At 71.3% G+C, this 22,083-nt stretch carries 17 protein-coding genes, 2 tRNA genes and 2 pseudogenes; 15 read left to right on the top strand and 6 right to left on the bottom strand.

Features of this window, described 5'->3' with window-relative positions; all coding sequences use genetic code 11:
- Positions 1-126: 126 nt before the first annotated feature.
- The 8 genes from OHB04_RS28980 (at position 127) to OHB04_RS28945 (ending at position 11,152) form a co-directional block, all read left to right on the top strand.
- Positions 127-1,386 (top strand): glycosyltransferase family 4 protein, encoded by a 1,260-nt coding sequence (locus OHB04_RS28980; protein WP_326690581.1) that lies wholly within the window; start codon positions 127-129, stop codon positions 1,384-1,386.
- Positions 1,387-1,390: 4 nt separating this feature from the next.
- A complete protein-coding gene (locus tag OHB04_RS28975) occupies positions 1,391-2,119 on the top strand; it encodes a class I SAM-dependent methyltransferase (RefSeq protein ID WP_326690580.1) in 729 nt (242 codons plus the stop codon).
- Positions 2,116-6,648: an alpha-(1->3)-arabinofuranosyltransferase domain-containing protein gene (locus tag OHB04_RS28970; RefSeq protein WP_326808620.1), complete on the top strand. Its 4,533-nt coding sequence runs from the start codon at positions 2,116-2,118 to the stop codon at positions 6,646-6,648. Before OHB04_RS28975 ends, OHB04_RS28970 begins: the two co-directional genes overlap by 4 nt.
- Positions 6,649-6,788: 140 nt before the next feature.
- Positions 6,789-8,231 carry a condensation protein gene (locus OHB04_RS28965; RefSeq protein WP_326809544.1) on the top strand — a complete coding sequence of 481 codons (1,443 nt, stop codon included), beginning with the start codon at positions 6,789-6,791 and terminating at the stop codon, positions 8,229-8,231.
- Positions 8,228-8,977, top strand: coding sequence for a class I SAM-dependent methyltransferase (locus OHB04_RS28960; RefSeq protein WP_326690578.1), 750 nt, complete (start codon positions 8,228-8,230; stop codon positions 8,975-8,977). The genes OHB04_RS28965 and OHB04_RS28960 overlap by 4 nt, the downstream gene beginning before the upstream one ends.
- Positions 8,977-10,107 (top strand): DMT family transporter, encoded by a 1,131-nt coding sequence (locus tag OHB04_RS28955; RefSeq protein ID WP_326808619.1) that lies wholly within the window; start codon positions 8,977-8,979, stop codon positions 10,105-10,107. The genes OHB04_RS28960 and OHB04_RS28955 overlap by 1 nt, the downstream gene beginning before the upstream one ends.
- A 2-nt stretch (positions 10,108-10,109) precedes the next feature.
- Entirely contained in the window at positions 10,110-10,364 is a 255-nt protein-coding gene (locus OHB04_RS28950; RefSeq protein ID WP_326690575.1) for a Trm112 family protein, read from the top strand.
- A complete protein-coding gene (locus tag OHB04_RS28945) occupies positions 10,361-11,152 on the top strand; it encodes an FkbM family methyltransferase (protein WP_326690574.1) in 792 nt (263 codons plus the stop codon). Before OHB04_RS28950 ends, OHB04_RS28945 begins: the two co-directional genes overlap by 4 nt.
- A 111-nt stretch (positions 11,153-11,263) precedes the next feature.
- Here OHB04_RS28945 and ku read toward each other — a convergent pair whose 3' ends face one another.
- A complete protein-coding gene (ku, locus tag OHB04_RS28940; RefSeq protein ID WP_326690573.1) occupies positions 11,264-12,355 on the bottom strand; it encodes a non-homologous end joining protein Ku in 1,092 nt (363 codons plus the stop codon).
- A 30-nt stretch (positions 12,356-12,385) separates the two neighbouring features.
- Here ku and ligD point away from each other — a divergent pair, with 30 nt between their 5' ends.
- Positions 12,386-13,285, top strand: a complete 900-nt coding sequence (gene ligD / locus OHB04_RS28935) for a non-homologous end-joining DNA ligase (RefSeq protein ID WP_326808618.1) — start codon at positions 12,386-12,388, stop codon at positions 13,283-13,285.
- Positions 13,286-13,484: 199 nt separating this feature from the next.
- Here ligD and OHB04_RS28930 read toward each other — a convergent pair whose 3' ends face one another.
- The gene (locus tag OHB04_RS28930; RefSeq protein WP_326690571.1) at positions 13,485-13,796 is read right to left on the bottom strand and encodes a YtxH domain-containing protein; all 312 of its coding nucleotides are present in this window, start codon (positions 13,794-13,796) and stop codon (positions 13,485-13,487) included.
- Between the two features lie 182 nt (positions 13,797-13,978).
- Between OHB04_RS28930 and OHB04_RS28925 the strand changes: the two genes are divergently transcribed.
- A tRNA-Asn gene (locus OHB04_RS28925) sits at positions 13,979-14,051 on the top strand.
- 221 nt (positions 14,052-14,272) lie between these two features.
- A tRNA-Ile gene (locus OHB04_RS28920) sits at positions 14,273-14,349 on the top strand.
- Between the two features lie 655 nt (positions 14,350-15,004).
- On the opposite strand, the pseudogene OHB04_RS28915 reads toward OHB04_RS28920, so the two are convergent.
- Positions 15,005-15,103, bottom strand: a pseudogene (locus OHB04_RS28915) (IS5/IS1182 family transposase); the annotation flags it as partial.
- A 403-nt stretch (positions 15,104-15,506) separates the two neighbouring features.
- On the bottom strand, positions 15,507-15,923 hold the full coding sequence (locus tag OHB04_RS28910; protein WP_326690570.1) for a nuclear transport factor 2 family protein: 417 nt from the start codon (positions 15,921-15,923) through the stop codon (positions 15,507-15,509).
- Positions 15,924-16,038: 115 nt separating this feature from the next.
- Here OHB04_RS28910 and OHB04_RS28905 point away from each other — a divergent pair, with 115 nt between their 5' ends.
- Both OHB04_RS28905 and OHB04_RS28900 read left to right on the top strand, forming a co-directional pair.
- Positions 16,039-16,749 (top strand): tyrosine-type recombinase/integrase, encoded by a 711-nt coding sequence (locus OHB04_RS28905; protein WP_326809543.1) that lies wholly within the window; start codon positions 16,039-16,041, stop codon positions 16,747-16,749.
- Positions 16,746-16,952 (top strand): annotated as a pseudogene (locus OHB04_RS28900) (helix-turn-helix domain-containing protein); the annotation flags it as partial. The gene OHB04_RS28905 and the pseudogene OHB04_RS28900, both read left to right, overlap by 4 nt.
- Positions 16,953-17,258: 306 nt before the next feature.
- Here the strand turns inward: OHB04_RS28900 and OHB04_RS28895 are convergent.
- Both OHB04_RS28895 and OHB04_RS28890 read right to left on the bottom strand, forming a co-directional pair.
- The gene (locus OHB04_RS28895) at positions 17,259-18,473 is read right to left on the bottom strand and encodes an RNA polymerase sigma factor (protein ID WP_326690569.1); all 1,215 of its coding nucleotides are present in this window, start codon (positions 18,471-18,473) and stop codon (positions 17,259-17,261) included.
- Complete coding sequence (locus OHB04_RS28890; protein ID WP_326690568.1) at positions 18,470-18,841, bottom strand: YciI family protein; 372 nt, start codon at positions 18,839-18,841, stop codon at positions 18,470-18,472. Before OHB04_RS28890 ends, OHB04_RS28895 begins: the two co-directional genes overlap by 4 nt.
- Before the next feature lie 228 nt (positions 18,842-19,069).
- On the opposite strand from OHB04_RS28890, the gene OHB04_RS28885 reads away from it, so the two are divergent.
- Together OHB04_RS28885 and OHB04_RS28880 are read left to right on the top strand one after the other, a co-directional pair.
- Entirely contained in the window at positions 19,070-20,557 is a 1,488-nt protein-coding gene (locus OHB04_RS28885; RefSeq protein WP_326808617.1) for an MFS transporter, read from the top strand.
- A gap of 692 nt (positions 20,558-21,249) precedes the next feature.
- Complete coding sequence (locus OHB04_RS28880; protein WP_326690566.1) at positions 21,250-22,083, top strand: PIG-L family deacetylase; 834 nt, start codon at positions 21,250-21,252, stop codon at positions 22,081-22,083.

The following is a 22,083-nucleotide window of genomic DNA, read 5'->3' as shown; positions in this document are numbered from 1 at the left end:
GGCGAACACTGAGCCATCCAACGCGCACCGCCCCCGCACCACCCCGGCACACCCCCTGCGCACAGCCCCCGCACCGCCTTCGCAAGGACTGATTCCTACCGCACCCTGAGACGAGTTGGAGCACATATGCCCCAGCACGTACGACCTTCCCTGGTCCCCCCACACGGCACCCACGCCGCCTTCGTCCCCGCCTCCCCCACCGGGCAGGGCACCGGGCACAGCACTGCCCCGCGCAGGCAGCGTGCAGCCGATCCAGGGTCCCCGCGCCGCATCGTGTTCCTCGCGCGGCGCGATCTCGGCAATCCGGCGGCGGGCGGCTCCGAGCTGCTGATCGACCGGATAGCCGAGGGGCTCACCTCGCACGGCCATCAGGTCACCCTCCTGTGCGGCGGCCCCGCCGCCTACCGCGACTACCGTGTCGTCTCCGCCGGCGGGGACGCCGGGCACTTCCTGCGCGCCCGTCGTGCCTTCGCCCGCCAGATCGGCGACTGCGATCTGCTGGTCGAGGTCTGCAACGGCATGCCGTACCTCGCACCGCTGTGGCACCGCGGACCCACGCTGTGCTTCGTCAACCACGTGCACACCGACCTGTGGGGGATGCGCTATCCGGCCCCCGCGGCACGCCTGGGCCGCCGTCTCGAACACTGGGCGCTGGCGCACAATCACCGCGCCAACCTCAAAGTGGCGGTATCCGGTTCGACGGCGCAGGCGTTGAGCGCGCTGGGCGTGCCCGCCGAGGAGATCCGCATCGTCCACAACGGGGTCGAGGATCCCGGGCCGCTGGTGTCCAAGTCGCCCGAGCCGCTGTTCCTGGCGATGGGGCGCCTGGTGGAGTACAAGCGTGTCGACCTGCTGCTGCGCCTGTGGGAGCGGGTCAGGCCGGTCACGGGCGGCCGGCTGGTGATCGTGGGTGACGGGCCGGAAAGATCCGCGCTGGAGGCCATGGCGGGCCCCTCGGTCACCTTCACGGGCCACATCAGCGAGGGCGAGAAGCACCGGCTGCTGTGCCGCTCCTGGATGCTGCTGCACCCCTCCCTGGTCGAAGGGTGGGGGCTGGTCGTCACCGAGGCGGCGGCGCGCGGCACACCGGCGATCGGCTTCGACATCCCCGGGCTGCGCGACTCCGTCGAGGACGGCGTCACCGGGCTGCTGGCGCGCGGCGAGAGTGCGTTCGCCGCGCACTGGTGCGCGCTGGCCCTCTCCGCGGAGCGCCGTCTGGCGCTCGGCCGCGCGGCGGAGCGCCGCGCGGCCCGCTACCGCTGGGCGAACACGGTGCGCGGCTTCCGCTCCGTGGCCGCCGAGGCGTACGCCCTGGCCACGGCCTCTCAGCAGACGCCGACCTCCCCCCACCCCTCCCCCCAACCGATCCCCGTTGGGCGGTGGTAGGACCGTGCGGGACCCCTCCATCCGAAGATCCGTCGCGCTGTTCCGCGCCTTCATGCGCGAGCAGACCGACCCCGAGTACTGCTACGGCCTGCTGGCGCGCGACGCCGCGGAGCAGGTGGAGCGGTACGTCCCGGTCAAGGGCAGCACGGTCGTGGACGTGGGCGGCGGCAGCGGGCACTTCACCGAGGAGTTCCGCCGCCGAGGGGCGCACGCCTATCTGTTCGAGCCCGACCCGCGTGAGCTGCACGCGGGCGAGCGCCGTCCGGAGGGTGCCGTCGTCGCCGACGGCTATCTGCTGCCGCTGGCCGACGGCACGGCGGACATCTGCTTCTCCTCCAACGTGCTGGAGCACGTGGCCGATCCGCAGACGTTCCTGTCGGAGATGATCCGGGTCACCCGCCCCGACGGGCTGATCTACGTCTCGTTCACCAACTGGTACTCCCCCTGGGGCGGCCATGAGACCGCGCCCTGGCACTACTTGGGCGCCGAGCGTGCCCGTGCCCGCTATCAGCGGCGTACGGGGCGCGCGGCCAAGCACACCCTCGGCGAGAACCTGTTCGCCGTGCACATAGGAACCACCCTCCGTCAGGTGCGCGCCCGGCGCGACGTGGAGATCGTCTCGGCCCGCTCCCGCTACTGGCCGTTCCTGGCGGGCGCCATCACCCGCGTGCCCGGATTGCGCGAGTTCGCCACCTGGAACCTCCTCCTCATCCTCCGGCGGTGTCCCACATGACCACGACCGTCCAGGCACCACCCCAGGCCCCGGCGCCGGCCCCGAAGCCCGTTCCCCCTCCGGAACGGCCGTGGACCCGGAGCTGGCTGTTCGGATTCTGGGCGGTCGTATTCGTCGCCTTCCTGGCCAAGTCGCCGGGGAAGATGACGTTCGAGACCAAGCTCGGTGTCGCCGCCGACCCCTGGCAGTTCCTGGGAGACCTGGGGCAGCTGTGGCACGACAGGGGCGGGTTCGGCGGGATAGCCGACCAGTACATCGGCTATCTGTTCCCCGCGCTGCCCTACTACGGGCTGACCGACCTGCTCCAGATACCGACCTGGCTGGCCGAGCGGCTGTGGATGTCGCTGATCGTGGCCGCCGCGTTCTGGGGCGCGCTGCGGCTGGCCGAACGGCTCGGCCCCGGCACCCGGAACACCCGGCTGCTGGCCGCCGCCGTCTACGCGCTGTGGCCCGCCTACACCATCGTCATCGGCTCCACCTCCGCCGCCGCGCTGCCGGGCGCCGTGCTGCCCTGGGTGCTGCTGCCGCTCACCTCGTACACCGCCACACCCCGGGTGGCGGCGGCGCGCTCGGCGCTGATCATCCCGTTCATGGGCGGCGTCAACGCCGCCTCCACGCTGGCGGCGCTGCTGCCCGCGCTGCTGTACGTGCTCACCCGCACCGGCCGCAGACGCCGCACCCTGCTCGCCTGGTGGCTGCCGGGAGTGCTGCTGGCGACCATCTGGTGGTACGTCCCACTGCTGCTTCTGGGCGCGTACGGCGAGGACTTCATGCCGTATGTGGAGAGCGCGCAGACCACCACCGGCACGATGTCCGCCACCGAGATGCTGCGCGGCGGCGGCAACTGGACCGCCTACCTCCACTTCGGTGAGCCCTGGCTGCCCGCCGGCTGGACCGTCGCGGCGAGCTGGCTGGCCGTCCTGGGCGGCGCCTTCGCCGCGGCGCTGGGCCTGGCCGGGCTGGCGCGCCGCGACCTGCCGGAGCGGCGCTGGCTGGTGCTGACGGTCCTCACCGTCACCGGTGTGATGCTCGCCGGGTACGCGGGCGCGCTGGGCGCTCCGTTCGCCGACCCTGTCCAGGGCTGGCTGGACGGCTGGCTGCGCCCCTTCCGCAACATCTACAAGTTCCAGCCGGGCCTCGCCCTCGCCCTGGTGTTCGGGCTGGCACAGCTGACCGGTGTCGCCGTCAGCACCCGCGGTACGAGACCGCTGCCGGGGCGCAGGCTGCTGCTGTGGGTCGCCGCGCTGGCCGTGCTGCCGGGGCTGTGCCTGCCGTACGCGAACGGTGACATCCTCCAGGCGGGCGCGTTCAAGAAGCTGCCCCGGCACTGGGAACAGACGGCCGACTGGCTGGAGGAGCACTCCCCGCACACCCGCGCCTATGTCACCCCGGCCACCGCGCACGGCCTCTACACCTGGGGCTCGCCCGTCGACCAGCCGCTGGACGTGCTCGCCAAGTCCCCCTGGGCGCAGCGCGATTACGTCCCCTTCGGCACGCCCGGCAACCGCAGGGCCACCGACGCGGTCGAACAGGCGCTGATGAGCGGCGGCGAGGTCCCCGGGCTCGCGGAGTTCCTGGCCCGCGCCGGGCTCTACGACGTCGTCGTACGCAACGACCTGGACCCCGACCAGCTGGGCTACGTACCCCCGCAGACCGTCAAGCGGACACTCGAAGCATCCGGCTACAGAAAAGTGAAGTCCTTCGGCCCGCAGCTGACCGGAGGCCGCATCCCCGAGGACACCCCGCTCCAGGTCGCCGGCTTCTACCCGCGCCAGCGGGCCGTGGAGATCTACGAGCCGACCGGCACCAAGCGCCCCAAGGACGTCGCCCTCAAGCCGGTCTCCGGCACCGCGCAGGTCAGCGGGGGCCCCGAGGCGCTGCTCCCGCTGGCCGGCGACGCCCGGGTCAAGGACAGGCCGGCCGTGCTGACCGGGGACAACCACCCGGGCATCGGCACCCCGCCCCTCCAGATCTCCGGTGACGGGCTGCGCCGCGCCGACACCCGCTTCGGGCTGGTCAACAGCAACACCTCGTACACCTACACGGCGAACGAGAAGAACCATCCGGACAGCGTCCAGGAGCCCGGCGAGAAGCCCGAACAGATCCTGCCGACCACGGGCAAGGGCCACCAGACGACCTCGGTGCTGCGCGGCGCCAAGTCCGTGACGGCCTCCAGCAGCGGCAACTGGCTCTTCCACCTGCCGCAGTTCGAGCCCGTCGGCGCTTTCGACGGGAATCCGGACACCGCGTGGGCCGAGGGCACGGCGGGCGAGCCGGAAGGGCAGTGGATCAAGGCCGGTTTCAAGGGCACCGTCGACATCCCCTCCTCGATCGAGCTGACGCCGCTGCCCGGGGACGCCACCCGCGCGGCGCCGACCCGCGTGAAGGTCGAGACGGACCACGGCAGCGCCTCCAGCTTCCTCCAGCCCAACGGCAAGAGGCAGCGGATCAAGGCGCCCCAGGGCGCGGCACACTGGCTGAAGCTCACCATCACGCGGGCGCAGACCCCGCGCGCCGGGCTGTCGGGCGCCGGATTCTCCGAGATCAGCATTCCGCACGTCCAGGTGACCAGGCTGCTGAAGCTCCCGCCGGATGCCGACCGCACCGGCACGGACAGCGACCTGTTCTCCCTGCACCGCGGCAGCGACCCCGGCGGCCTCTCGCCGGTCTCCGCCGAGGTGGGGCTGCACCGCGAGTTCGCCACCGCCAACAGCGACGACTACGACGTACGCGCCCGCGCCCTGCCCGTGCCGGGCGCCGAGCTGGACCGGCTGCTGGACGAGGCGGCGCCCGGATCCCGCGACCGGATCACCGCCTCGGCCGACTCCACGGCCAAGACCGGCACCGCCTTGAGCGCGCGCAACCTGGTGGACGGCAATCTGTCGACGGCCTGGATCGCCGGGGACAAGCCGACCATCCGGTTGAGCTGGCCGAAGAAGAAGAGGATCAGGGAGATCGTGCTCGCCCCGGCGGGCGGCATCTCCGCCGCCGCGCAGGAGATCCGGATCAGCTCACCGGATGGTGCGACTTCCGCCGGTGTCGACAAGAACGGGCAGGCCCGCTTCGAGCCGATCACCACGGACCGGATCACCCTCACGGTGACCAAGACCAAGCCGCTGACGGTGCACAACCCCCTCGCCGACCGGAAGCTCCAGCTCCCTGTCGGCCTCAACGAGGTCTACCTGCCGGCCCTGGACGAGTACCGCGTCCCCGCGCCCGACCCGGACCAGACCTTCGAACTGCCCTGCGGCAAGGGCCCGATGCTCGCCGTCGACGGCACCCTCCACGCCACCAAGGCAGCGGGCAAGGTCCGCGACCTGACCGGGCGGCGCCCCATCGACGTCGAGCTGTGCGCGGGCGAGGCCGAGGACGGCAGCATCGAACTGGACGCCGGCTCCCACACCGTGGAGACGGGCGACACCGGCCCGCTGGCGCTCACCGATGTGACGCTGGGCAGCGGCGACGACGGCAAGGCGGCGGCCCCGGCATCCTCCGGTGACGCGGAGGGCGCGGCGGGCGCCGCCTCGGATGACGCCTCGGATGACGCCTCGACCGGCGCGTCGAGTGGCGCGCCGCGCGACCGGGAGAGCGTCGCCCACGACTGGAAGGGCGACGTGCGCACCGTGGAGGTGGGCGACGGGCCCGCCTCGTACCTCCAGACGCACGAGAACGCCAACGACGGCTGGAAGGCCACCCTCAACGGCAAGGAGCTGTCCCCGCTGCGGCTCGACGGCTGGCAGCAGGGCTTCCTCGTCCCGGCGGGTGAAGAGGGCACGGTCAAGCTGGAGTACGAGCCCTCCACCTGGTACACGGCGGGGCTCATCGCCGGGGGTGCGGGCATCGCCGTGCTGCTCGGATGTGCCTTCACCCGGACGCGCCGTGGCACCCCCCTGGGTGACCAGGACGAGGTGCCGCCGCCCGGCCTGGTCCTGGGCACCGTCGCGCTCACCCTGGTGACCGCGCTGGTGGCCGGGCCGTACGCGCTGATCGTGCCCGCGCTGGCGGTGCTCGCCCGGTTCAAGCCGTGGGTGCTGGTGCCGGTGGCGCTGGCGGGTATGGCGGGAGCGGGTGTGCTGGCCGCCGTCGGCGCCGGGTCCGCCGTCGGCGAGGGACAGGGCGCCTTCGGACACGTGGCGCAGGCCCTCGCCCTGTTGGCGCTGGCCGCCGCGCTGGTCACCCTGCCCGCGCGGGGCCATGAAGGCGGACACGAGCGCGGGTACGAGCCCGTAGGGGCGCCCGCCGCACCGGTGTTCGGGCCCCGCCCGCCCGAGTTCGACCCCCCGGGGCCCGAGCAGCCGCAGCGTCCCGCGTACCCGCCCGAGCCCCCCACAGCGCCGCTGCCGCCCGTACCGCCGGGCACACCGGCGCCACCAGCGGGCCCCCCGCCCGAGGGCGCCACCCCGCCCCTGGGCACGGGCCGCCGCGGCCACCAGGACCTGCCCAAGCACGAGGACCGGCGCGACGACCGGCACGACCACCAGCACGACCACCGGCCGAAGCCGGACCAGGGGGAGGACCGCACCCCATGACAGCACCGCACAAGGGCGCAGGGGACGCGACGGAGCGGGGGGAGCGCGGGGAACGCGGGGAACGCGGGGGCCCGGCGGCAATCCCGGCCGCGACCGGGCCGCGTTCCTCCGCCACCGGAGGAAGCGATGGCAGGCGCCGGATGAAGGCGGTGCCCCACGGCCCCCCGGAGCCCGAGCGGCGCATCCCGTTTCCGACCGTGGACGAGATCACGCGGCACTGTCTCGACGAGGACGAGCCGGAGACCGTGCATGTGGAGATCCATCTGCCCGCCCGGCCCGACACCGACCGGCTGCGTGCCGCGTTCGACGAGGCGATGCGGCGGCATCCGCGCATTCTGATGCGGCAGGCGCCCCCGCGGTGGTGGCGGTCGCGTTATGAGTGGGTACTGACCGGCGAGCCGGACCGGGACGCGGTCTCCTGTCCGGGCGGCACCCTGGAGGAGGCCAGGCGGCGGGCCATCGTGGACTGTCCGCCACTGGACGCCTCGCCGCCGTTCCGCGCCGAGGTGGTCGAACACGAGGGCCGCTGGGTGCTCATGGTCACCATCAACCACACCGCGCTCGACGGCCCCGCCTGTCTGCGGGTGGTCGCCACGGCGGCCGAGCTGTACGGGGGCGCCGACAACTCCCCGGCCCCGCCACCCGTAAGGACCCCCGTGCCGGACACGCGTCCGGGCGCCGGCGAGCGCCGGCCGGAGGCGCCGCCCCCGGTCTGGACGCGCCCCGCGCGCGTGGCGGCCGACACGCTGCATCCGGGCGCGCCGGGCAACGGCATGCTGATCGCTGATCTGCCGGTGCCCGCGCGCCCTGCGCGCACTCCGGGCGAGCCGGCCCCGTACACCGTCAACGACCAACTCCTGGTGGCCACCTGGCTGATGATCGCCCGGTGGAACAGGTCCCACGAGGAGCCCCGGCGACCGGTCCGCGTCACCATGCCGGTGGATGACCGGCCGCGTACCGCCGACATGCCCATCGGCAACGGCACCCGGCTGGTCGAGGTCACCTTCGGTCCGGAGGAGCGCGAGTTGCACGAGGCACTCACGGACTCGGGTGCACCCGACCGGCAGGCGATCGACCGGATGCTTCGTGCGACCGCCGCCCGTACGCGCGCGCTCAAGGCGATCGAACGGCCCCAACTGGGCTTCAGCGGCGACCTGCTGACCGCCCCCGTCCTGCCCGTCGGAGTCCGCGCGGCGGGCATCCGGGCGCTGCGCCGGGCCGCCGGGCCGTGGGCGTCCAGCACGCTGTTGTCCAACATCGGCCGCGTCCCCTATCCGCTGGATTTCGGGGACGCGGGGCGCGCCGAAGCGGTGTGGTTCTCGGCGCCCGCCAAGATGCCGCGCGGCCTGTCGGTGACGACCGTCTCGACGGGCGGGCGGCTCCAGTTGGCCCTGCGCTGGTCGCACGCCCGGCTGGACGACGGCGCCGGCGCACGCCTCGGCGCACTCTTCGCCAGCGCGCTGGCCGCCACCTCGTACCAGCCGGACGGGACCGACGGGCCGGACGAGCAGAACGAGCCGAACAGGACAACGGCGTCGGCCGAGCCCGACGGGCCTCACGAGCCGAAGGGGGACCCCGCATGAGCGATACGGCCACCGAGCGGCCCAGCAGCCTCCAGCAGCTCTACGAGGACCCCGCCACCCCCGTCGCCTCCGGACCCGACCGCTCGCGGCGTCAGGCGGCCATCCTGGCGCGCGCGCTGGGAGAGACGCCCTCGACCATCGTGGACATCGGCTGCGGCGACGGCACAGCAGCGGCCACCGCGTCCGGCGCGCTGGCGCGGCACCGTCTCATCGGCGTCGACTGGTCCCAGGACGCCCTGCGGCGCGCCTCCACACACCTGACGGCCGTACGGGGCGAGCTGTCAGCACCGGGGCTGCCGTTCGCGACCGGTTCGGCGGACGCCGCGCTCTTCTCCGAGGTGATCGAGCATCTCGTCGATCCGGATGCCGCACTGGACGAGTTGCACCGGATACTCCGTCCCGGCGGCCATCTGCTGCTCTCCACCCCGAACCTGGCCGCCTGGTACAACCGCGCGCTGCTGCTGTTCGGCACCCAGCCGGTCTTCTCCGAGGTGTCGCTGCGCGGCATCCACGGCCGCCCCGGCTCCCAAGTGGTCGGCCATCTGCGGCTGTTCACCGCGCGTGCCCTTCGCTCGATGCTTCCGGCGGCCGGTTTCCGCGTCGTACGCATCACCGGAGCGCCGTATCACGACGTCCCGCGCCCCCTCCGGCCGCTGGACCGGGCCGCCTGCCACACCCCCTCCCTCGCGTCGATCCTGCTGGTGCACGCGCGAGCGGTGCGCAAGCCACCGGAGAATGGCCGCTGATGCTCGCGGGCGTCGCGGCGGCGCTGGTGGCCAACCTGCTCTTCAGCGCGGGATTCGTCATCGAGAAGCGGGCCCTGTCCGCCCTGCCGCCCCTCTCGGCGGGCCACCCGGCCCGGCTCGTACTGCACCTGCTGCGCAGCCCCCTGTGGATCCTGGGCGCCGCCTCGCTGCTGCTCGGCTTCACCGCGCAGCTCGCCGTCTACCGCACCCTCCCCCTCGTCGCGGCCCAGGGGCTGTTCGTCACGGGCCTGGTCATGCTTCTGCTGCTGTCCGCCTTCTTCCTGGGTGAGCGCGCCGGCGGCCGTGAGCGGCGGGGGATGGTGGCGGTCCTCGCGGCCCTCCTCATGATCGTCTTCTCGCTGCACCGCAGCACGGAGACCATCAGCAAGGTCGCGCCCGTGCCCGTCCTGCTCGCCATCTGCCTGCCCTCGCTCGCCCTGGGCCTGGGGCTCTTCCTGTCCGCCGAGCGACGCTCCAGGCGGCGCCACCGGCTGCCGACGGCGGGCGTGCCCTACGGGGTCGCCGTCGGCTTCCTGTACGGCGTCAGCTCGCTCGCGATCAAGGGCGTGGCCGGGCTGCTCGACTTCGGCGATGTGGGCGGCACCGTCACGGCGGTGCTGACCTCGCCCTACCCGTACCTCCTGATGTTCACGGGCTCGACCGGGCTCGTCCTCTCACAGACCGCGCTCCAGCGCTGCCGGGCCTCGCTGATCGTCCCGGTGTGCACGACGGTCAACTTCCTCTACGCCACAGTGAGCGGCACCGTCGCCTTCGCCGAGCCGCTGCCCGACGAACCGCTCCGCCTCGGCCTGCGGCTGGGCGGCGCCGCGCTCGCCATCTCCGTACTGGTGACGCTGCCCCGGCACGAACCGGATGCCGGGAAAAACGACGGGAAGAGCGACGGGGAGCACGAGGGCCCCGGCACTGAGCAGCCCGCCGACGCCCCGGCGGCAGGACCCGCCGAACCCACTGGTCCCACCGAACCGGACGGACCCACCGGCCCCGCCGGACCCGGCGCGCGGCCCCCGGACCCCCAACGCCCCGCGGCCCCTGACTTCCCGCCCGCCGGGCGCCCGCTGTCCGCGACGCTTCCGCCGGCTCTCCCCGAACACGCCCCAGAAAGGCAGTGACCATGCCCCGCTTCTCCGCCGACGACCCCCTCCTCAAGATCCTCGCCTGTCCCCTGGACAAGGGCCCGCTCACCCTGCTCCAGCCCGAGGAGGCGCTCTACAACCCCCGTCTGCGGCGCCGCTACCCCATCGTGGACGGCATCCCCCAGCTCCTTCCGTCCTCCGGAGAGCCGGTCGCCGAGGAGGAGCACCGCCACCTCCTTGAGCGCGTCAACGGCGAAGGCGACCCGGACCAGCCGGAGGATCCCCCCTCATGACTCTCGCGTCCCGCATCGGCCCCCACCTGCCGGGAAGCCTGCTGACCCTGGTGACGGACCTGCTGTATCCGCGCTTCGAGCCCGAGCTGCGGCGCCTGGCCGACTTCTGTCCGCGCGGCGGTACGGCGGTCGACATCGGCGGCTGGTACGGGCCCTGGACCCGTCGGCTGGCGCGCCGCGCCGACCGGGTGGTCACCATCGAGCCCGTCCCCCACCTCGCCCGTCGGCTGCGCACCGCCACCCCGCCCAACGCGGAGATCCTCCAGGCAGCCGCCAGCGACCGCTCCGGAACGGCCACCTTGTGGCTGCCCCCGGACGGGCGCGGCGACCGGGGCGTGTCCTCGCTGGTACGCCGCGAGGTGCACGACACGGCCCTGGACGTGCCCTGTCTGCCGCTGGACGAGCTGGGGCTGACCGGCGTCACCCTGATCAAGATCGACGTGGACGGCAGTGAACTCGCCGTCCTGCACGGCGCCGAGACCACCCTCAGACGCGAGAAACCGGCGCTGTTCATCGAGTTGGAGCTGCGTATCCAGCCGCTCTCGCCGGTGCTCACGCTGCTGTCCTCGCTCGGCTACACGGGCTGGGTACTGCCGGCGCGCGCCTGGGTACCGCTGGCGGACTTCGACCTGGCGGCGCACCAGCGGCGCACCGCACACGTGGCCGAGCACGGGCTGCTGCGCCGCTCCCTGGCGCCCCATCGCCGCTATGTGAACTCGGTGCTCTTCCTCCCGGCCGGCCGCGCCCCCGGGCAGCGGGAACGAGTCGGGCCCGACCCGCACCCCTGAGCTCGGCCCGCACCCTGAGCTCGGCCCGCACCCGCACCCGGACGGCGCGCTCCTGGACGACACGTCCCTCGTCGACACGTCCCTCGTCGACACAGGCCTCGGCGGCGGGTCCTAAGCGGTCTTACGCGGCCGGGAAGCCTTCTTCGCCGCGCTCGTCTTCGCCGCTGTCTTCTTGGCCGCGGACTTCTTGGGAGTGGACTTCTTGGGAGTGGCCGTCTTGGTGGCCGTCTTGGCGGCGGTCTTCTTGGCGGCGGGTTTCGACGCGCTCTTGGATGCCGTCTTCTTCGACGCGCTCTTCTTGGCGGCGGTCTTCTTCGACGGGGCTTCCTTGGCGGTCCTCTTGGACGAGGTCTTCTTGGCGGCGGTCTTGCCCGCACGGTGCTCCGACAGCTCGTGCACGGTCGCCTCGCCGCCCTCCCCCCGGCCGCTCTTCGCCTCCTGCACGCTGCGTTCCAGCACCGACATGAGGTCCACGAGCTTGCCCGAGCCGCCCTCCGCCTTGCGGAGCTCCTCCGGGCGCGGCGCCACACCCTGGGCCTTGGCCTCGACGAGCTGCTCCAGCGCCTCGCGGTACTCGTCGTGCAGGTCGCTCCACTCCAGCTCCCCCAGCGTCTCCATCAGGGTGTCCGCCAGGTCCAGTTCGGCGTCGCGCACGCTGACCTGGCCCTCGGGAGCGACGCCGCTCACCGGGCGGATCTCGTCCGGCCACAGCATGGTGTGCAGCACCAGCGCGTCCTCGTACACCCGCAGCATCCCCAGGCTCTCGCGGGCTCGCAGCGCCAGCTTGGCGACGGCCACCTTGCCCGATCTCGTGAGGGCCTCGCGCAGCAGCACGTACGGCTTGTCCGCGCGCTTGCCGTCGGCGGCGAGGTAGTACGAGCGGTCCAGCTGGATCGGGTCGATCTCCTCGGCGGGTACGAAGCCGAGAATCTCCACGGTCTTGGCCGTGGGGAGGGGAAGCGCCGCCATGTCGTCGTCGGTCAGCAGGATGGTCGTCCCCTCCCCCGTCTCGAAGCCCCTGCCGATCTCCTCGCGCGGTACCTCCTCCTCATCCAGCTCGCACACCTTGCGGTAGCGGACCCGGCCCCCGTCGGACGTGTGCACCTGGTGGAAGGAGACGCTGTGGTTCTCGGTGGCGGACACCACCTTGATCGGGATCGTGACCAGCCCGAAAGAGATGGACCCTTTCCAGATGGAACGCATACTTTGTCCCTTCTATGGGACTCTCAGGGTATGCCGCATACGGAGATCGGGGGCCACCGTCTGGCCCTCAGCAACCTCGACAAGGTGCTCTATCCGGCGACGGGCTTCACCAAGGGTGACGCCATCCACTATTACGCCTCCGTCGCCGACGTCATCCTCCCCCACCTCGACGGACGCCCCCTCTCCTTCCTCCGGTATCCGGACGGGGTGGAGGCCGAGAGGTTCTTCACCAAGCACGTCCCGCGCGGCACGCCCGACTGGGTGACCACGCACGAGATCACGGTCGTCAGCAGGACGCCGCTGCACCAGGTGTTCATCCAGGACGAGGCCACCCTCATCTGGGCGGCCAACCTCGCGGCACTGGAGCTGCACACCCCCCAGTGGCGGGTCGGCCACCAGGCAGAGGCCGACTGCCTCGTCTTCGACCTCGACCCCGGCGAGGGCGCCGACATCCTGGATTGCCGCACGCTCGCGGAGTGGCTGCGCGAGCGCACCGCGCGGGACGGCCTCACCCTCCTGCCGAAGACCTCCGGCTCCAAGGGCCTGCACCTGCTGGCGCCCATCGAGCCCACGAACTCGGACGAGGTCTCCGCGTACGCGAAGAAGCTGGCACGCGAGGCGGAGGCGGACCTGCCCGACCATGCCGTCAGCAAGATGGCCAAGGACCTGCGCCCCGGCAAGGTCTTCGTGGACTGGTCCCAGAACAACGCCGCGAAGACCACAGCGGCGCCCTACACGCTGCGCGCCAAGAAACGCCCCACCGTCTCGACCCCCCTGACCTGGGACGAGCTGACCGCCGCCCGTACCCCCGACGACCTGGTCTTCCTCACCTCGGACCTACCGTCCCGCATCGAGGCGAACGGCGACCTCCTGGCCCCCCTCCTGGAGGCCGCCGGCCCCCGAAGCGGACGCGCGAAGCTGCCCGGCTAGCCCTCGGGCCCGGCCCGTGGCCCGGGGGCCGGGGCCGGGGCCGGAAGCCGGTGCGGCCCGCCACTCAGCCCCCGGGATCAGCCTCGTCCGGGCCCGCCGGGCCCCGGCGGGCCCCGACGGGCCCCGGCCAGGGCCGGTCGAACCCGCCCGGGCCCCACCCGCGACTCCGCCCGCCCAGCGCCTCCGGGCGGTGAGAGGTTCAGCGGCCCTCCGCGCCCCAGTCGCCGCCGGAGCGGGCGCGGTACTCGCCGTCGTGGTGGTCACGGCGGTCACGTACGGAGCGGACGCGGTCGCCGACCGAGGAGGGGAGCCGGTGCTCGACCACGTCGGCCGCCTTGGAGGCCGCCTCCCGGCCGCTGAGGGCCGCCGCCTCGCTGACGTTACGTAGGGCCGGGTTCTCGGCCATCCTCCGGACACCCTTCCTGATCTGCTCGTAGCGCTCGCGCCCCGCACGGGTGCCGAGCACATAGCCGACAGCCAGTCCGGATACGAACGTGAGCCGGTAGCGCATGGTTAGCCCCTTCCTTCGGCATCTGATGCCTGTCTCGGTGCCTCTCGGCGTTCGCCGCCGCCTATGGGGTACCGCGCTGAGGCGGAGGCAATACCGATTTCGGAGCACCCCCTGGCATGCGCTAATGTATTCCTCACCGCAAGGGAGCGCCCCCAGCACGGGGAGCGCGACCGGCGAAGCGGTCCCGTGTAGCTCAATCGGCAGAGCAGCCGGCTGTTAACCGGCAGGTTACTGGTTCGAGTCCAGTCGCGGGAGCACCACCCGAAAGGGCCCCTCCGGGGGCCCTTTTTCTGTGCCCTGCCGCTCCCTGGGCACGTTCTTCCTTGTCCGGCACGGCAGTTGAGCGGGATCGGGAACCGATCACCCCCCTCCGTGGGTCCTCACCTGCGTAGATCTCCCCCGCCGCAGGCGGCAGATCTTATGAGCAGCTATGCTGCGGCAGACGGCGCGCACAGATGTGCGCGGTGCGCCGTTACGGGGCGGTAGCTCAGCCGGTTAGAGCAGCGGACTCATAATCCGTCGGCCGTGGGTTCGAGTCCCACCCGCCCCACCAACAGAAAACGTACTGACCTGCGGAGACGCCGCCATCGGCCATCCGAGTTGAAACGAGCGCCACACAAGCGCCACACGTACCCCTCGTGCGATGGCCTCCATGGCTTCAATCAAGACCAATCAACTCATGCACGGAGGCTGCTCTTACACGGTCGTCTGGCGCGGCGGAGGCTCCCGAACCGGGCAATGGGGGCGCGAAACCTTCGACGATGAGACGGCGGCGAACCGTTTCCGCGACCTGGTGAACGGTCACGGACAGCAATGGCCGCCCGGCCGGGTCAAGGGTGAGGGGTTCGTTGAGTCGAGCGAGCCTGAGTGCCCTGCCGACGAGCTGTTCCCCGCCTATGCTCGCAAGTACGTAGAGCTACTTATGGACATATCCGGGCATACTCGCACCAACTATGAGCGGTTCATTGAGAATCACATGACCCCGTGGTTCCGTGACCTGGCCGTTTCGGATCGCGCGAACAAGATCACACGCGATCACATCAGCCAGTGGATCAACGGCCTCAAAGAAGGCCGCCCAGGGCCGCGCCACGAGCCCGGCACCAACGGTCCTGGTGCCCGTGCCTGGCGGGCGGGCGAGCGGGTTGGACGTTGTCCGCGTCGTGGGGACTTCACCGTGGATCGTGTCAGACGACTTGTGGGAGCGGAGCGTAGCCGCGGTCGGCGAAGAGTGAGTCCGGCTTGCACCGCGGGTGACCGACCCGGCCGCGGACGGACGGGATAGCGTCCAGCAGTGGCATTAGCTGGGAACGAGCGGTATCGCATCGGATACAACCAGTGCGTGATCAGTCAGCACCAGGTTCAACTCCACCGATCGTGGTGGCCGACCTGTTCGGCATCCACCCGGCCACCGCACACAGATGGGCCCAGCTCGCCAACGAGAGCTGGGCCCACTACCTCGCGGCACGAAGCAGTGGCCCGGCCTGGCCACCCGCTGTCCGAAGGGAATTGCTGGTACAGCGGGATGTTCCAACGTGCGGAATGCCCCTGGGCTGCCCCTCGGGATCGGGAGGTGGACTCAGATCTGGGCGGGGGGCCGAGGTCGGCGATGACCGTGCGGATCGCGCCGCGGCTGACGTCGACCGCGGTCACTCGGCCGCGAGTCACGGGCTGCTCAGGACGCCGAGGATGTCCGCTTCGGGTACCCAAGCATCAGCTCGTGAGTGCCTCGTGCGGGAAGGACGAGGTGACGACGCGGCTGGCGAATTTCCACTGGCCTGCGACCCGGACGTAGCGATCGCTGTACGTGACGTGGGCGCGCGCGTAACTGCCATCGGTCTTCACGATCTCGACGAGACAGTTGACCCTGCCTTCACCATGGTCACCCTCGATGCTGGTGATCAGGTGGTTGAACATCATGTGGACGACGTTCGTGGAGTTGGCCATGAGGGTGTCGCGGAAGAAGACGCGGATCGCCTCGCGGCCTTCGAACAAGCCGAAGCCAGTTTCGGTCTCGTCCAAGGTGCCATCCTCGGCCCAACAGTCGACGGACTCGTCAAGCTGCCCGGAGTCGAAAGCGATCGCGTAGCGACTATTGAGGTCCTGGATCTCTGCACGGCTATCACTCATGCCGGAACTGTACGTTTGCGAACATGATCAGAATCGACCGGGTGGCGCACCGAAGGAGAGCTGTCCTCCGTAGTCGGCGTGCGCCCCTCAGCAGGTCTTCCATGAGGGCAACTCCATCCTGCGTACGGTCGAGTACGAGGGCGACCCGCGCCGGCGCCCGCTGACCTACGACGAGGTCCAGGCCCTCTTCGACGCCGCCGACGCCCGGCCGGGCAAGCTCCGGGGTCAGGGTCGCAAGGGCGCCCTGACGGCCCTGCGGGGCGCGGCGGTCCTCAAGACCAGCTACGCCTACGGCACGCGCCGGACGGAGTCGTCCAAGGTCGATCCGGTCGACCTGCGGCGCAACCGCAAAGCTCCGCAGATCCGCGGCTACGGCAGCATGATGGTCCGCTTCGGCAAGGCGTCGAAGGGGGCGCCGCCCAAGCGCCGCACCGTGCTGATGGTCCCGGAGATGGACTGGCCGGTCGACGTCCTGAACGAGTGGGTGACCGAGATACGGCCGTACCTCTCGCCCGGACGTCATCCCGCGCTCTGGGTGACCGAGCGGGTCGGACGGTTGTCGCCCCGGTCGATCAACGAAGCATTCATGACGGCCCGCGAGGACGCCGGCCTCGACGAGGACCTCGACCTGCACTGTCTTCGCCACAGCCACATCACACATTTGACCGAACTCGGGTATTCAGCCTGGTTTGTTCAAGAGCAGGTCGGTCACTCCCACGCCTCAACCACGGCGATTTGCATGGGGGTCTCCAACGAGTACCGGAACACGCTGCTGGAAGCATCGATGAGGAACCGACTGGGCGAAGACTGGAACGTGATGCCGTGATCAAGAAGATGGGCTACCAGTGGCAGCTCCGCCAACTGATGGCCGAGCGCCAGATGTTCCAGACCTCCGACCTGGTGCCGCTGCTGGCCGAACGCGGAATCACCCTGTCACGGGAACAGGTCTACCGGCTGGTGACCCAGCCGCCGCAGCGGATGAGCATGGACACCCTCGTCGCGCTCTGCGACATCCTTCAGTGCACCCCCAAGCCGAAACACGAGTGCGTCCACTGCGGGAGACTGCGGCCGGCGAACGCCAACACCGAGGCCGGGCCGGCCTGTTCGAGCTGCTACATGTCCCCGCCTCGGCTCTGCGGCCTCTGCCAGCAGACCAGACCGATCAATATCCGCAGGACCGAGGACCAGCCCGCGGTCTGCGGCGACCGCTACCGCGGGCCCAAGCGAACCTGCGTTTGGTCCCGTTCCGGGTGGTGTCGGCGTGGTGTCGGCGGTCGGGACGGGGGCAGGTGGCGGACGCGTGGGGGTCACGGCCGGCGGCGGGCGGCCCCGAGCCTAGGTGGGGCGCACCCGGCCGGCCCGGGTCTCCAGGTAGCGCTGTTCGGCGAGGCTGGCGGTGGCCTTCGCGGCGCGCCGGTAGTGCTCGTACGCCCCCGCCGGGTCGCCGGTCCGCTCCAGCAGGTGCGCCCGTACGGACAGCAGCCGGTGGTGTCCGGCCATCCGCTCGTCCGCGTCCAGGGTGGACAGCAGGGCCAGCCCCGCGGCCGGACCTTCGCTCTCGGCCAGTGCGATCGCCCGGTTGAGAGTGACCATCGGGTTGGGCGCGATCCGTTCCAGGATCAGGTACAGGCCGTGCACCTGCGGCCAGTCGGTCTCCTGGGCGGTGGCCGCGGCGGCATGCGTGGCGGCGATGGCGGCCTGTAGCTGGTACGGCCCCAGGTGCGGGCCCGCCAGCGACACCTTCGCCAGCTCGATGCCCTCCTCGATCAGTTCGTGGTCCCACCGCGTGCGGTCCTGTTCGTCCAGCGGCACCAGGTCGCCGGCCGTCGTGGTACGCGCCTCCCGGCGGGAGTGGGTCAGCAGCATCAGCGCGAGCAGCCCGCTCACCTCGCCGTCTCGGGGCAGCTGTACGTGCACGGTTCTGGTCAGCCGGATCGCCTCGCGCGCCAGGTCCGCGCGGTGCAGCTCGCTGCCCGAGGAGGCGGTGTAGCCCTCGTTGAAGATCAGGTAGAGCACATGCAGGACGACCCGCAGCCGCTCCTCGCGTTCGGCGCCCTCGGGCAGGCCGAACGCGCTGCCGGCGGCCTTGATGCGCTGCTTGGCCCGGCTGATCCTGGCCCCCATGGTGGCCTCCGGCACCAGGAACGCACGGGCGATCTCGGCGGTGGTCAGGCCGCCGACCGCCCGCAGCGTCAAGGCGGTCTGGGAGGCCGCGGTCAGCGTCGGATGGCAGCACAGGAACAGCAGGACGAGCGTGTCGTCGTGGTCGGGCACCTGCTCGGGCACGATCTCGCCGGCCAGGGCCGACTCCCGCTCGCGCCGCGCGTGCTCACTGCGCAGCTGGTCGATGAGCCGCCGGGAGGCGACCGTCACCAGCCAGCCACGCGGGTTGTCGGGCACCCCCTCGGCCGGCCACTGCACGGCGGCGGCGAGAACGGCCTCCTGCACGGCGTCCTCGCACCCTTCGAACCGGCCGTGCCGGCGTATCAACGTGCCGAGGACCTGCGGCGTCAGCTCACGCAGCAGGTCCTCGGTGGCTGGGGCTGTCATGCCTCCAATTGTCCGTCGGCGAACATCACCTGCCGCACCTCGATCCCCAGTCCTTCGATCGCCGCGTCCGGGATCCGCGCCGCCAGCTCGACCGCCCGCTGCTTGTCCTCGCAGTCGATCAGGTAGAAGCCGCCCAGGAACTCCTTGGACTCCAGGAAGGGGCCGTCGGTCACCACCGGCTGGCCGTCGCGCACGGACACCACGGCGGCCTGCGACGGGTCGACCAGCGCCTGCGTGGTGATCAGCTCGCCGGACTTCTTCAAGTCCTCGATGAACCTGCTGTGGCCGTCGCCGACCGCCGCCTTCTCCTCGTCGGTCAGGGCGTCCAGCACGGCCGGGTTGATGTGCATGCTGATCACGAACTGCATCTCGTACTCCTCTTGGTGCGCGAGCCCCGGGCGGGCCCTTCGACCGGTTGGTCGGAGCCGCCGCCGCCGTCTTGACATCCTCCGCCGGAAATCTTGTGCTCCGCCGAAGGATCCGCGCGGGTGGCGGGAATCCCGCCCTCACCGAAAATCCCTCCCTCAGCGATGTCAAGAACCCCGGGGCAGCTCCGACCGAGCGACGACACACGCAGAGAACAGGGAGTTTCGGATATGCGAGTCAACCGGGCATGGCTGGGGCTGGTCGTCCTCATGCTGCCGACACTGCTCGTCGCGTTGGACATGACGGCGCTGCTCCTCGCGCTGCCACGGTTGAGCGCGGACCTCGGCGCCTCCGGCGTCGAGCAGCTGTGGATCAGTGACAGCTACGGGCTCGTGGTGGCGGGCCTGGTCATCACGATGGGCACGCTCGGCGACCGGATCGGCCGCAGACGGCTGCTGATGACCGGCGGAGCGGCGTTCGGGGTGTTGTCGGTCGTGGCCGCCTTCGCGGTCAGCCCTCTGATGCTGATCGTCGCGCGTGCGCTGCTGGGCGTCGCCGGTGCGACGCTGGCACCGTCCACCCTCGCCCTGATCACCAACATGTTCCGCGACGAGCGACAGCGCGGGAAGGCCGTCGCGATCTGGGCGACCTGCCAGTTCACCGGCGGGGCGCTCGGGCCGGTGCTCGCCGGATTCCTGCTCCAGTACTTCTGGTGGGGCTCGGTCTTCCTGCTCGCGGTGCCGGCGATGGCGGTGCTGCTGCTCGCCGGGCCGACGCTGCTGCCGGAGTTCCGCGGCGAGCGGTCCGGACGGCTGGACCCGGTCAGCGTCGGTCTGTCGCTGGTGGCGGTGCTGTTGATGATCTACGGCTTCAAGCAGCTGGCGGTGGGGAGCGCGGCTGCCGTGCCGGGCGCGGCCCTCGTGGTCGGTGCCCTCGTCGGCTCGCTGTTCGTACGGCGGCAGTTGCGGCTGGAGACACCGCTGCTGGACCTGCGGCTGCTGCGCGGACGCCCGTTCACCGCCGTACTCGTCGCGCTGGTCCTCGCGGGTGTCGCCATGGCGGGTACGGGCCTGCTGGTGACCCAGTACCTCCAAAGCGTGCTGGGCTTCTCACCGGCCACATCGGCGCTGCTGTTCGCGCCCATGGGCCTGGGCGTGGCGGTGGGCACCATGGCCGCACCGGCGCTGGCCCGGCACGTGAGGCGGACGACCGCCATCGCCGGCGGCCTGGGGGTGTCGGCGCTCGGCGGTCTGCTGCTGACCGGGGTCGACGGCGCGTGGGCCCTGCCGCTGGTGATGACCGGCATCACCGTGCTGGCGCTGGGCACCGGCCCGCTGTTCGCCCTGGGCACCGGGCTGGTCATCGGGTCCGTACCGCCGCAGCGCGCGGGGTCGGCGGCGTCGATGTCGGAGACCGGCAACTACTTCGGCGGCTCGCTCGGCCTCGCGCTGCTGGGTGTGGTGGCCACCGTGGTCTACCGCGACCGGATGCACGGGACCTCGGACTCGCTGGCCGGTGCGGTGGCCGCCGCCCGGCACCTGCCCGCGGAGCAGGGCGCGGAGCTGCTGCGCGGGGCACGGGCGGCGTTCACCGTGAGCCTGCACGTCACGGGCCTCGTCTCCGTGGGCCTCTTCGCCGGCTCGGCGGTACTCGTCCTGGCCATGCGCCCCGAGCGGCGGCCCACCGTGGCCGCCTCCGGAACACGTCCGACCGGCTAACCCGTCATTCTTCGGGGTGGCGCTCCCCGCAGGCGCGGGCCTGATCCGCGAGGATGACCGGCTGTGGCGCATCAACGGCGTGCTGCTCGCGGCTACAACCTCCCGCAAGCGTTACCGTGCGTGACTGGCGGCCTGATGTTGTCGATACTCTCGGGAGCCTGCCGTCCCTGTGCCGCGTACGGCGCTCGTCGCCGTCGGATCGCCAGCGCCCGACGCCGTTCGCACGATCTTCCTGGCCCCGCAGGCTGGTGAGGCAAGCGCGCCTGTTTAACCCGGCCGATCCTTCGGCACCCTTGTGACCTGGGGTTTTGGGGCGACACCTGGGTGAGATCCGTGGTTGATCTCCCACGGCCCGGGCAAGCGAAACCCAGCCCTTTCGGCTTCTCCGGCCCCGTTCGTGCTGGAGCCGGGGTTGATGGCGCGGCCAACCGGGACGATGGCTTCCGGGTGTGGGTGCACGGTCCAGCCCTTGCACGGATGTGCGCCGCCACGGGTGCGCTCGCCGGCCAACCTGCCGCGCCGGGAACAGCCGTCCCGGCGGCACCGTTGCATGGACCGAGGGACCGGCGCCGCACGGGCGGGGAACACGGAGACCACAAGGTCGTCCGTTCCGCCAGGATCCGGCCCCCAGGATCGCGGTACGCCCGCCGCGCATTTTGGATCAAGACATATTTCCGCAGGAGGACTGTTTCATGACTGACCGGCCCTTGACGCTCATGGCAGTACACGCCCACCCCGACGACGAGGCCACCGGAACCGGAGGGGTCCTCGCGCAGTACGCGGCGGAAGGCATCCGCACAGTTCTCGTGACGTGTACCGACGGCGGTTACGGTGACGGAACGGGGGGTGCCAAGCCGGGCGATCCCGGGCACGATTCGTCGGCCGTCGCCCTGATGCGCCGTCAAGAACTCAAGGCGAGCTGTGACGTCCTGAAGGTCAGCGATCTGGAGATGCTGGACTATGCCGACTCCGGGATGGCGGGCTGGTCGAGCAACGACGCCCCCGGATCCTTCTGGCAGACCCCCGTGCAGGAAGGCGCGGCCCGACTCGCGGAACTCATGCGGCACTACCGACCCGATGTGGTCGTCACCTACGACGAGAACGGCTTCTACGGCCACCCCGACCACATCCAGGCCCACCGCATCACGATGGCGGCGCTGGAGATGACCACGCTGACACCGAAGGTGTACTGGACCACGATGCCCCGCTCGATGATGCAGCGGTTCGGCGAGATCATGCGCGAGTTTCACGAGGACATGCCGGAGCCGGATCCTGCCGAGACCGCCGCGATGGCCGAGATCGGCCTCCCCGACGATGAGATCACCACGTGGGTGGACACCACCGCGTTCAGCGGTCAGAAGTTCGACGCGTTGGCCGCGCACGCCAGTCAGGGCGAGAACATCTTCTTCCTCAAGATGGGCAAGGAGAGGTTCGGCGAGTTGATGGGCATGGAGACCTTCGTACGTGTCAAGGACGCCACCGGCGCCGCCGTACCGGAGAACGATCTCTTCGCCGGACTGCGCTGA

It is taken from the genome of Streptomyces sp. NBC_01775 (assembly GCF_035917675.1).
Lineage (GTDB): Bacteria > Actinomycetota > Actinomycetes > Streptomycetales > Streptomycetaceae > Streptomyces.
Note: the sequence above shows the minus strand (reverse complement) of the source record. Positions and strands in the feature narration are given on the sequence as shown.